Origin of the sequence: Pseudomonas sp. HMSC067G02, from assembly GCF_001813485.1 — a bacterium.
GTDB classification, from domain to species: domain Bacteria; phylum Pseudomonadota; class Gammaproteobacteria; order Pseudomonadales; family Pseudomonadaceae; genus Pseudomonas; species Pseudomonas aeruginosa.
The window spans coordinates 108222-119600 of sequence record NZ_KV812666.1; the positions used below are offsets into that span (position 1 = coordinate 108222).

Annotated in this window: 11 protein-coding genes; 4 read left to right on the forward strand and 7 right to left on the reverse strand. The window is 66.7% G+C overall.

What is annotated here, in order from left to right:
- Positions 1-7 precede the first annotated feature (7 nt).
- Together HMPREF2914_RS12795 and HMPREF2914_RS12800 are read right to left on the reverse strand one after the other, a co-directional pair.
- The gene (locus HMPREF2914_RS12795; RefSeq protein WP_003136465.1) at positions 8-1351 is read right to left on the reverse strand and encodes a sigma-54-dependent transcriptional regulator; all 1344 of its coding nucleotides are present in this window, start codon (positions 1349-1351) and stop codon (positions 8-10) included.
- Entirely contained in the window at positions 1348-3114 is a 1767-nt protein-coding gene (locus HMPREF2914_RS12800) for a sensor histidine kinase (RefSeq protein WP_003097020.1), read from the reverse strand. The genes HMPREF2914_RS12795 and HMPREF2914_RS12800 overlap by 4 nt, the downstream gene beginning before the upstream one ends.
- Positions 3115-3195: 81 nt before the next feature.
- On the opposite strand from HMPREF2914_RS12800, the gene poxA reads away from it, so the two are divergent.
- Together poxA and HMPREF2914_RS12810 are read left to right on the forward strand one after the other, a co-directional pair.
- Complete coding sequence (gene poxA / locus HMPREF2914_RS12805; protein WP_003097022.1) at positions 3196-4074, forward strand: alpha/beta hydrolase PoxA; 879 nt, start codon at positions 3196-3198, stop codon at positions 4072-4074.
- A 71-nt stretch (positions 4075-4145) separates the two neighbouring features.
- Positions 4146-4934, forward strand: a complete 789-nt coding sequence (locus HMPREF2914_RS12810) for an OXA-50 family oxacillin-hydrolyzing class D beta-lactamase OXA-913 (RefSeq protein WP_031691948.1) — start codon at positions 4146-4148, stop codon at positions 4932-4934.
- Positions 4935-4946: 12 nt separating this feature from the next.
- On the opposite strand, the gene HMPREF2914_RS12815 is transcribed toward HMPREF2914_RS12810, so the two are convergent.
- Positions 4947-5447, reverse strand: coding sequence for a DUF3301 domain-containing protein (locus HMPREF2914_RS12815; protein ID WP_003121391.1), 501 nt, complete (start codon positions 5445-5447; stop codon positions 4947-4949).
- A gap of 32 nt (positions 5448-5479) precedes the next feature.
- Between HMPREF2914_RS12815 and pdxY the strand changes: the two genes are divergently transcribed.
- Entirely contained in the window at positions 5480-6346 is an 867-nt protein-coding gene (gene pdxY / locus HMPREF2914_RS12820; RefSeq protein WP_003142148.1) for a pyridoxal kinase PdxY, read from the forward strand.
- Between the two features lie 37 nt (positions 6347-6383).
- Here the strand turns inward: pdxY and HMPREF2914_RS12825 are convergent, their stop codons facing one another.
- From HMPREF2914_RS12825 to HMPREF2914_RS12835, 3 genes are all read right to left on the reverse strand, one after another.
- A complete protein-coding gene (locus tag HMPREF2914_RS12825) occupies positions 6384-6968 on the reverse strand; it encodes a YqaA family protein (RefSeq protein WP_003097034.1) in 585 nt (194 codons plus the stop codon).
- Between the two features lies 1 nt (position 6969).
- Positions 6970-8673: a YbaL family putative K(+) efflux transporter gene (gene ybaL / locus HMPREF2914_RS12830; RefSeq protein ID WP_003099695.1), complete on the reverse strand. Its 1704-nt coding sequence runs from the start codon at positions 8671-8673 to the stop codon at positions 6970-6972.
- Positions 8674-9051: 378 nt separating this feature from the next.
- Positions 9052-9534, reverse strand: coding sequence for an acyl-CoA thioesterase (locus tag HMPREF2914_RS12835; RefSeq protein ID WP_003097040.1), 483 nt, complete (start codon positions 9532-9534; stop codon positions 9052-9054).
- A gap of 160 nt (positions 9535-9694) precedes the next feature.
- Between HMPREF2914_RS12835 and HMPREF2914_RS12840 the strand changes: the two genes are divergently transcribed.
- Entirely contained in the window at positions 9695-10429 is a 735-nt protein-coding gene (locus tag HMPREF2914_RS12840) for a tetratricopeptide repeat protein (RefSeq protein ID WP_023092806.1), read from the forward strand.
- Between the two features lie 47 nt (positions 10430-10476).
- Here HMPREF2914_RS12840 and HMPREF2914_RS12845 read toward each other — a convergent pair whose 3' ends face one another.
- Positions 10477-11235, reverse strand: coding sequence for an SDR family NAD(P)-dependent oxidoreductase (locus HMPREF2914_RS12845; protein ID WP_003097046.1), 759 nt, complete (start codon positions 11233-11235; stop codon positions 10477-10479).
- Positions 11236-11379: the final 144 nt, after the last annotated feature.

Here is an 11379-nt window from a genome sequence, read left to right on the forward strand (position 1 = left end):
GGCTGCTTCAGGCCGGCTCTTCACCGACGAAATCGCTGCGGCTGAGGCCATGCCGCAGCATCTTTTCGTTGAGTGTCCGACGCGGCAGTTGCAGCAACTCCATCACCGCCTTGATGTCCCCGCGGCACTGGCCGAGCGCCTGGCGCAGGCACTCCGCCTCGAAGGCTTCCATGCGTTCCGCCAGCCCCGAGGTGAGGCCGCCGCCTTCCTCCGCGTCCCCGCGCTCCAGGCCGAGGACATGACGCTCGGCGGCGTTGGCCAGCTCGCGTACATTGCCCGGCCAGTCGTGGGCCATCAGCCGCGCCAGTTCCGCCGGCGCGGCGGGCTGCGGCTCGCGGCCGAGGCGCTGGCTGGCAACGCTGGCGAAATGTTCGAAGAGCAGCGGGATGTCCTCGCGACGCTCGCGGATCGGCGGCAGGCGCAGCTCAGCGACGTTCAGGCGATACACCAGGTCCTCGCGGAAGCGTCCGGCACGTGCTTCGGCCAGCAGGTCGGGCTTGGTCGCGGCAATCACCCGCAGGTCGACGTGGATGCTCTGGTTCGAGCCGAGCCGCTCCAGTTGCTGCTCCTGCAGGACGCGCAGCAGCTTGACCTGCTGCGCCAACGGCATGCTTTCGATCTCGTCGAGGAACAAGGTACCGCCATGGGCATGCTCGAGCTTGCCGATGCGCTTGCCCTGCGCGCCGGTGAAGGCACCGCTCTCATGACCGAACAGCTCGCTCTCGAACAGTTGCTCGGGAATCGCCGCGCAGTTCAGCGCCACGAACGGCTTGTCGGCGCGCGGCCCGAAGTCGTGCAGGCAGCGGGCAACCAGTTCCTTGCCGCTGCCGGTCTCGCCACGGATCAGGACGTTCACCGGGGTCTGCGCCAGGGCCAGAACCTGCCGGCGCAACGCTTCCATCGGCTTGGACACGCCGAGCAGACGCGCATCGACCTGGTCCTTGAGACTGGCCTGCTCCTTCAGGCGCCGGTTCTCCAGCACCAGGCGGCGCTTTTCCAGCGCGCGCCGCAAACTGCCGAGCAGGCGCTCGGGCGTGAAGGGTTTCTCGATGAAGTCGTAGGCACCCTGGCGCATGGCCTCCACCGCCATCGGCACGTCGCCGTGCCCGGTGACCATGATCACCGGCAGGTCGCGATCGACCGCCTGCAGGTTGGCGAGCAGTTGCAGGCCGTCCATGCCAGGCATGCGCACATCGCTGATGACCACCCCGGCGAAGGACTTGTCCAATGCTCCCAGGCACTCCTCGGCGCGCAGGCACAGGCGCACCTCGAAGCCGGACAGCTCCAGCCATTGCTGCACCGCTTCGCGGATCGTCGCTTCGTCGTCGACGAAGATCACCTGGTCGCTCATGTCGTTACGCTCGTGTCATCGGGGGCCGCCGGCAGGATCAGGCTGAACACCGCTCCCGCCTCGGCATTGGCGACCTGCAGGCGGCCGCCGAGTTCGTGGACGATCCCATAGGATACCGCCAGGCCGAGGCCGAGTCCCTCTCCCACCGGCTTGGTGGTGAAGAACGGATCGAAGACGCTGCCCAGGTGCTCGGCGGGAATCCCGCCGCCGTTGTCGGCGACGCTCAGCACCCAGTCGCCGCCAAGCCGTTGCAGGGCCAGGCGGATCCACGGCCGCTCCTGGCCGGCAACGGCATCCAGGGCGTTGCGCAGCAGGTTGACCAGCACCTGTTCCAGGCGGATCGCGTCGCCCATCACCCAGGCCGGCCAGAGCAGCGCCTGCTCGATCTCCACCCGTTCGGCGCGGATTCGCGGTAGCAACAACTGCTGCGCCTGTTCGACCACGTGGCCCAACTCGATACGCTCGCGCAGGCCGCCGGCGCTCTTGCGCGCGAAGGTCTTCAGGTGGCCGGTGAGCGCGGCCATGCGTTCGAGCATCTGGTCGATGCGCGGCAACGCCTGGCGCGCCTCGTCGTGGCGTCCGGCGTCGAGCAGCAGGCGCAGGCTGGCCAGTTGCATGCGCTGGGCGGTGAGCGGCTGGTTGATCTCATGGGCCAGGGCCGCCGACATCTGCCCCAGGGCGGCCAACTTGGCCGCCTGCACCAGGCCGTCCTGCGCGGTACGCAGGTCGGCGGTGCGCTGCTCGACCAGGCGCTCCAGCTCCTCCCGGCTACGTTGCCGCAGGCGGGCGATACGCCAGCGCTGGTGCAGGAACAAGCCGAGGAAGACCAGCGCCAGCCAGGTGCCGGCGGCGGCCAGGCGCGCGGTGGCGACGTCGTCCTGGATGCTCGCGGTGTCGCGCAGCAAGTGCAGGGTCCAGCCGTCGTTGGGCAGGTCCAGCGATTGCCAGAGGTAGTCCTTCTCGCCGTCGGCGCTTTCCACCCGCGCCAGACGGCTGTCTTCGCCGTAGCTGCGCAAGGTCTGGTGGCGCAGGGGTGTCAGGGGCTGGCGATCGTATTGCCGGGTCTCCGCCAGTTCGAAGCGGTCCACGGTATCCAGCGGTTCCAGTTCGCGGTAGCGCCAACCGGCGTGGTTGGCGAGGAACACGATACCCTTGGCGTCGCTGGCCAGGACCAGGTCGGGGGTCTGGTTCCACTGCCGTTCCAGATCGGGAAACTCCAGCTTGACCACGATTGCGCCCAGGAAGCTGCCGTCCTCGGCGCGCACCGCGTGGGACAGGAAATAACCGGGAATCCCGCTGATCACCCCGACCGCATAGAAACGTCCGGAGCCTTGGGCGATGGTCTGGCGGAAATAGGGACGGAAACCGTAGTTGTGGCCCACGTAGCTGGTCGGCAGGTTCCAGTTGCTCGCCGCCACGGCCAGCCCGGTACGGTCGAGCAGCTCCAGGGTGGAGGAGCGGGCGGCCAGGTTGATGCTTTCCAGCTTGAGGTTGAGGCGCTGCTGCAACTCGCCGTCGATCGGCCCGGCCAGCGCCGCGCGCAGATCCGGATCCAGCGCCAGTACCGCCGGCAGGCTGCGGAAGCGTTCGATCAGGGTCTGCAGCGAGCCGGCGTAGAGGTCCAGCTGCTTGCGCACCTGTTCGCCCTCGGCGCGTAGCGCCTGCTGCCGCGCCTGGCGTCCCGCCCAGTCCATGGACAGCAGCAGGCCGCCGAGCAGCGGCAACAACAGCAGGAACAGGCGCAGCGGACGGGACAAGGACATCGGCGGATCGAAACGGCGGCGGGAAGCGGCGACGATAGCACGGCGCCCGGTTACACTGCGCGCCGTACGAGGAGTCTGCCCATGTCGCTATCCCCCTGGTCCCATTCCTGCTCCGCCGGTTTCACCCTGCGCGGCTGGCGCAGCGAACCGAGCGGCAAGCCGTTGCTGCATTTCCTCCATGGCAACGGCTTCTGCGGCCGCACCTACGAACCGATGCTGCGTCTGTTGGCGGAGGATTTCGACCTCTGGCTGTGCGACATCCAGGGCCACGGCGAAAGCGACCATGGCGGCCGCTTCCACGGCTGGAACCGCAACGCCGAGATGGCGGTGGAGGCCTTCGAGGCCGGGCGCGGTCCCTATGGCGATGTCCAGCGACTGGCCTGCGGGCACAGCTTCGGCGGCGTCCTCAGCAGCCTCGTCCTGGCCCGCCATCCCACCCTGTTCGCCCGCGCCGTGCTGCTCGACCCGGTACTGTTCACCCCGGCGATGATCGGCGTGATGGCACTTTCCGAGACCCTCGGCCTGCAATTGCGCGGCAGCCTGGCGAAGAAGGCGCGCCTGCGCCGCAGCCAGTGGCCCGATCGCGCAGCCGCCTACGCCGGCTTGCGCGGCCGCGGTATCTTCAAGGGCTGGACCGACGAGGCGCTGTGGGCCTACGTGGAATATGCGCTGAAGGAGAGCGACGGCGGAGTCGAGCTGAAGTGCCGGCCAAGCCGCGAAGCGGAGATCTTCAGCTCCTTCCCCAGGCGGCTGTGGCCGTCGCTGGGCAAGATCACCACGCCGACCCGCGTGCTCTACGGTGACCGCACCTACCCTTTCGTCGCCAAGTCGGTGGCGCGCTGGTGCTCGCTCAACCCCCAGGTCAGCGCCCACGCGGTGGTCGGCGGCCACTGCTTCATGCAGGAAGACCCGGCCGCTGCCGCCGAACGCGTACGCGACTTTCTCCTGCCCAATCCATGAACGCTCCTTCCGTAGGGAATCCGGCGCTCATCCATCGGTCCCAGGGAGGATGACCCCCACAGGACCGAGCCATGCGCCCTCTCCTCTTCAGCGCCCTTCTCCTGCTCTCCGGGCATGCCCAGGCCAGCGAATGGAACGACAGCCGGGCCGTGGACAAGCTATTCGGAGCGGCCGGTGTGAAAGGCACCTTCGTCCTTTACGATGTGCAGCGGCAGCGCTATGTCGGCCATGACCGGGAGCGCGCGGAAACCCGCTTCGTTCCCGCTTCCACCTACAAGGTGGCGAACAGCCTTATCGGCTTATCCACAGGGGCGGTTAGATCCGCCGACGAGGTTCTTCCCTATGGCGGCAAACCCCAGCGCTTCAACGCCTGGGAGCACGACATGAGCCTGCGCGACGCGATCAAGGCATCGAACGTACCGGTCTACCAGGAACTGGCGCGGCGCATCGGCCTGGAGCGGATGCGCGCCAATGTCTCGCGCCTGGGTTACGGCAACGCGGAAATCGGCCAGGTTGTGGATAACTTCTGGTTGGTGGGACCGCTGAAGATCAGCGCGATGGAGCAGACCCGCTTTCTGCTCCGACTGGCGCAGGGAGAATTGCCATTCCCCGCCCCGGTGCAGTCCACCGTGCGCGCCATGACCCTGCTGGAAAGCGGCCCGGGCTGGGAGCTGCACGGCAAGACCGGCTGGTGCTTCGACTGCACGCCGGAACTCGGCTGGTGGGTGGGCTGGGTGAAGCGCAACGAGCGGCTCTACGGCTTCGCCCTGAACATCGACATGCCCGGCGGCGAGGCCGACATCGGCAAGCGCGTCGAACTGGGCAAGGCCAGTCTCAAGGCTCTCGGGATACTGCCCTGACGCTCTGCCGCCTCAGTCGCCGACCTTTTTCTGCCGGGACTGCCGCCACTCGTCGAGGCGAATCACCTCGGCGCTATGCACCGGCGGGTTGTCGACCTCGGCGGCCGCCTCGAAGCGATGCGGGGCCAATTCGATGGCGCCGAGGTGATAGCCATACATGACGATGCGCCCGGCGTAGCGTTCCTCGCCGCTGACGGTGAATTCGAAACCGAACTCGCGGCTCAGCCGCCACTGCCCGCGGTGGTCACGGGCCAGGCGCAGGCGCCGGCGCGCGACATTCTCGTCGAGCAGTTCCACGCCCTGCTTGGCGCAATGCTGTTTGGCCAGCAGTAACGCCCGCTCGCGCACGCCATGGGCGCGCCACCACCAGGCTGCGGCGGCGCCCAACAGGAGCATGACGAAAAGGTTACCCAGGGTCACGAGCGGAATCCGGTGTAGGGGGACGGCCAGCTTACCCGTTCTCCCGGCAGGCAGCGAGTGGGGGGTGTTTTCGCCATGTGAATTAGCCCCCATACTGCGCCGACTCAGCTGTAGGAAGTCGTCTCATGCCACGTACGCCCCACCTGCTCGCCATCCAGTCCCATGTGGTCTTCGGCCACGCCGGCAATGCCGCGGCGGTGTTCCCGATGCAGCGCATCGGAATCAACGTCTGGCCGTTGAACACGGTGCAATTCTCCAACCACACCCAGTACGGTCAATGGACCGGGCAGGTGCTGCCGCCGGAGCAGATTCCGGCTCTGGTGGACGGTATTGCCGGCATCGGCGAACTGGGCAACTGCGACGCAGTGCTGTCCGGATATCTCGGCAGCGCCGCCCAGGGCCGCGCCATTCTCGACGTGGTGGCACGGATCAAACAGGCCAACCCTCGGGCGTTGTACCTCTGCGACCCGGTCATGGGCCACCCGGAAAAAGGCTGCATCGTGGCCCCGGAAGTCAGCGACTTCCTGCTGGAAGAAGCCGCCGCGGTCGCCGACTACCTGTGCCCCAACCAGTTGGAGCTGGACAGCTTCTGCGACCGCCAGCCGAACTCCCTCGCCGACTGCGTGGAAATGGCACGGAGCCTGCTGGCACGCGGTCCCAGGGCAATCCTGGTAAAGCACCTGAACTATCCGGGCAAGGCCGGCGACACCTTCGAGATGCTGCTGGTGGCCGCCGATCAGGCCTGGCACCTGCAACGCCCGCTGCTGGCCTTCCCGCGGCAACCGGTCGGAGTCGGCGACCTGGCCTCGGGGCTGTTCCTCTCTCGCCTGCTGCTCGGCGACGACTTGCGTAACGCCTTCGAATTCGCCGGCGCCGCGGTCCATGAAGTGCTGCTGGAAACCCAGGCCTGCGGCAGCTACGAGCTGGAGCTGGTGCGGGCGCAGGATCGGATCGCACACCCAAGGGTTCGTTTCGACGCAGTGCGCCTTTAGTCTCCATCCCAGTGGGTGAAAATCATCCACAGGCAGCTCAAAGAACGTATTTCCCCAGCATCAACCCACCGACCACCATCACCGCCATCAGCACGAAAGCCATGCCCAGGCGCCGCTCGATCAGGGTCTTCAGGCGAGGGCCGGCCCAGAACAGCAAAGCGCAGGTAGCGGCGAAGCGCAGACTGCGGGCGACAAGGCTGAGGCCGACGAACAGCCAGAGGTCGAGCTGGGTCACTCCGCTGGTAATGGTGATCACCTTGTACGGCAGCGGCGTGAAGCCGCCGCCCAGCAGCACCATCAGCCAGCCCAGTTCGTTGTAGCGTTCGGCGACCTGTTCGAAGTTCTCCAGCAAGCCGTAGAACGCCAGGATCGGCATGGCCACGCTCTCGAACAGCAGCAAGCCGATGAAATAGCCGGCGATGCCGCCCAGCACCGAGCTGATCGCGCAGATCGTCGCGTAGCGCCAGGCCTTGGCCCGGTTGGCCAGGACCATCGGCACCAGCAAGGCGTCCGGCGGAATCGGGAAGAACGAGCTTTCGGCGAAGGTCACCCCGCCCAGGGCCAGCTCCGCGCGGGGATGGCCGGCCAGGCGCAGGGTCCAGTCGTAGAGACGGCGCAACATGTCAGGCCGACTGCGGCAGCGGTGCGTCGGCGCCGCGCTCGTCACGGTCGAGTCCCAGGCGATGGACCATGCCGCAGGCGATCTCGCGCTCGCCCATGATCACCAGGTTGGCGCCGTTCTGCTCCAGGTAGTCCACCTCGGCGTCGAAATGCGCCCGGGCGACGATGTCCAGCGGCGGGTTCACCGCGCGGGCGTGGCTGGCGATCTGCCCGGCCTCGAAGCCGTTGGGAATGGCGATCAGCAACCAGCGCGCCTCGGCGATGTTGGCCAGTTCCAGCACGCCGGGACTGGCGGCGTTGCCGAGGACCACGCTGTAGCCCTGTTCGCGCAGTTCGTCGGCCTTGTCACGCTTGTCCACCACCACCACGAAGGGCGTCCCGGCGGCGCGCAGGCGAGCGCTGACCAACCCGCCAACCCGGCCATGACCGATCAGCACCGCATGCTCGCGCTCCAGGATCGGCGGCGGCAGGTCCTGCGCCGGCATCTCGCGAACCCCGCCAGCGGCCTCCGCCAGGCGCTGCTCCTTGCGTTGCTGCAGGCGATCGATGGCGATGAACAGCAGCGGATTGACCAGGATCGACAGGATCGCCCCGGCCAGCACCAGGTCGCGGCTCTGCTCCGGCACCAGTTCGAGGCCAATGCCCAGGCCGATGAGAATGAAGGAAAACTCGCCGATCTGCGCCAGGCTGGCGGCGATCACCAGTGCGGTGCTGTTCGGATGGCCGAAGGCGCGGACGATCAGGTAGGCGGCCACCGACTTGCCGAAGACGATGACCAGGAAGGTGGCCAGGACCGTCAGCGGCTCCTGCAACAGGATCATCGGATTGAACAGCATCCCCACCGAGACGAAGAACAGCACCGCGAAAGCGTCGCGCAGCGGCAACGAGTTCTCCGCCGCCTCGTGGCTGAGTTCGGACTCGTTGAGGATCATCCCGGCGAAGAAGGCGCCTAGCGCGAAGGACACCCCGAACAGCACCGCCGAGCCATAGGCGATGCCCAGGGCGATGGCCAGCACGGCCAGGGTGAAGAGTTCCCGCGAACCGCTGGCGGCGATCCTCTCCAGCACCCAGGGCACCACCCGGCGACCGCCGAAGATCATCAGGGCGACGAAGGCGGCGACCTTGCCCAGGGTAATCAGCAGCGGCCAGAGCAGACCGGCGTCGCCGCCGTCGGTCTTGCCGCCGAGGGTGCCGGCGAGCGCCGGCAGGAGTACCAGGGTCAGGACCATCGCCAGGTCCTCGACGATCAGCCAGCCGATGGCGATCCTGCCACGCTTGGTGTCCAGCAACTGGCGCTGCTCCAGGGCGCGCAACAGCACCACGGTACTGGCCACCGACAGGCTCAGGCCGAATACCAGGCCGCCGCCGAAGCTCCAGCCGAGCAGCTTGGCCAGGCCGATGCCAAGCAGCGTGGCGACGCCGATCTGCACCAGCGCCCCGGGAATGGCGATGGCCTTCACCGAGAGCAGGTCCTTGAGCGAGAAGTGCAGGCCGACGCCGAACATCAGCAGGATCACGCCGAGTTCGGCGATTTCCTGCGACAGCGCCTGGTCGGCGACATAACCGGGAGTGAACGGCCCGGCCAGAACACCTGCGAGCAAGTAGCCGACCAGCGGCGAAATGCGCAGGCGATTGGCCAGGGCCCCGAAGAGGAAGGCGAGGACGAACCCCGCGGCGAGTGTAGTGAGTAACGGCGTATGGTGCATCAGGACTCCCGGCAACACGGGGAACGCGTCCTCCGCGGCCTGGCCGGCGGACGACGACGTTCGAAATGGATCACGGACCCGCGCCCGTGACGGCAAGGCGGAAAGGCTTTCCGCCAACGGAGCCGGGCAGAGCGACCGGCCCATGGCATTCGAGCGACCCGACGGCGGCTATGGTTCCTGGCGAAACCCGGCGCGATACCGACAGGTTAACCCGTTGACGTTGCTGGAGTTTTAACAGGCACGCCGGTTTCTTATCAAGAAATGTCAGGAATGGACGCCAGCAGAGGCAAACCTCTGCGTTTTCTTATGAAAAGCTGCGAAAATTCGCGAAACGGCAGCAGGTCCGAAGCGGGCTCGACCGGACACCGGCAGCCTTCCTCATCCGTCTTCGCGAATCGCCTGGTAGCGGGCCTCCAGCTCCGCGCGCAGCTGGCGGCGTTGCTGGGCCTGGGCGAAGCGGCGCTTCTGCTCGGCGGTTTCCAGCTCCAGCGGGCGGACGGCCACCGGCTTGCGCTCGTCATCCAGGGCGACCATGGTGAAGAAACAGCTGTTGGTATGACGCACGGACTGCTCGCGGATGTTTTCGGTGATGACCTTGACGCCGATCTCCATGGAAGTCCGCCCGGTGTAGTTGACCGAAGCGAGGAAGGTCACCAGTTCGCCGACATGCACCGGCTCGCGGAAGATCACCTGATCCACCGACAGGGTCACCACGTAGCGACCGGCATAGCGACTGGCGCATGCATAGGCGACTTCGTCGAGATACTTCAGGAGGGTACCGCCATGGACATTGCCGGAGAAATTGGCCATGTCCGGGGTCATCAGCACGGTCATCGACAGTTGGTTGTTTCCGGGTTGCATAGCGCTTTTTCTCTCATCAGGACGGGCGGGGGACACCATAGACGCAAACGAAGACGGCAGCGGCCACAAATTTTCAATCGTCATGATCGAAATCGCGCCGGGTCGTGCAGACATCCGCGGGCTTTTCTAGACTGGCCCTTTTCCACCGGGAATCGCGCCAATGCCTGCCGCCATTCGCATCCTTCTCCTGGCCCTGGCCGTGCTTGCCGGCATCGGTGCCGCTGCCATCCAGGCCGAGGATACGCCCTGCGCCACCGCCGCGGAATGCAACACGCGCGGCACCCAGGCTTATCGGCAGGGGAGTTATCCACAGGCGCTGGACGCCTTCGCCTGGCAATTGCGCCTGGCCGAACGCCAGGAACAGGGCGGAGCCGACTCGGAACAGGCGCTGAACAATCTCGCGCTGACCAGCCTCAAGGCCGGGCAACCGGGACGCGCCCGCGCCTGGATGAACCGGGCGCTGGATCGCGGCTACAGCGGCAAGGCCACGCGCCACAACCTGGAACAGGTTGCCCTGAAAGTCGACTACCCGTCCCTCCAGGGCCTCGCCGGGCACTACCTGCGCTACGCCGGGCAGGCCGAATGGGAAAGCCTGCAGATCGAACCGGTGAAGGGCGGCTACCGGGCGAGCTTCGCCCTGATGCGCATCGGCAATCCGGAGAAACTGATGGAATATGGGCCCGCGGCGGTCGGCGAGTTGTCCGGTCGGCTGGGGGCCCTCTACCGGCTGCGCAGCGAAGGCCTGGGCGCCGGCTGCAGCCTGCTGGTATGGCAGGAAGGCATCGACCTGCGAGTGGTGGAGAGCCTTGGCGGGGACTGCCAGGGTTACGGCGGCATGGGCATCGCCGCCGCCGGTAACTGGGTGAAGATATCCAGTCAGGCCAGGGACGACTGAAACTTTTCCACAGGCCGCTCCAGCGGAGCGACCCGTGGAAAATCCACTCAGCGGCCAGCGGACAGGCCGAAGTCCACCGCCAGGTCGGCGCCCGTGATCGCTTCGGCCTGAGGGCCGCAGAGATACCAGACCAGCTCGGCGACTTCTTCCGGGCGGATGAAGCGTGCCGCCTTGCCCTGTGGATAATCCTTCAGCAGCGCGCGCTTGTAGCCATCCGGATTGCCCATCCCATAGCGTTCGGCCTGGTAGTCGAGCATCGGCGTGGCGATATCCGCCGGCGACACGGCGTTGACCCGCACGCCCTGCTCGGCCAGTTCCAGCGCCAGGGTCTTGCTCAGCATGGTAAGCGCCGCCTTGCTCGCGCAATACGCCGCCGAACCCCGGTAGGCCTGGCGTCCGGAGTCGCTGGAGATGTTGACGATGCTGCCCTGGTTTTCCTTCAGGTAGGGAATCGCGGCCTGGCACATGTAGAAGGAGGCCTTGAGGTTGACTCCCAGGACGAGGTCGAAATCCTCCTCGGTGAAGTTTTCCACAGGCCCCTCGCGCCAGACGCCCGCGGCATTCACCAGGGCGTCGAGACGTCCGGTACGGGCGAGAATCTTCGACATCAGGGTATGGCAGTTATCCGCGCTGCGCAGGTCGGCGACCCCGCTGGCGTCCAACGGCACCTGCGCGTTCAGCGCGTGCAGGCCCTCCTTATCCACATCCGTGGCGGCGATGCGCCAATGACTCTGGGCGAAACGCTTGGCGATTGCCCGGCCCAAGCCGCCGGCTGCACCAGTGATAAGAACGACGGGCGTGCTCATCTGCTTTTCCTTACTCCTGTGCCGCGTGGAAAACACCGACGGCCAATCGGCCGCCCGCTTCAATGACTGACCGGCAACGCCGGCAGCCGTTCATTCAGGCCTGGTTGAGATACCAGCGCCAGTCCTGCTCGCCGACCTCGCCCA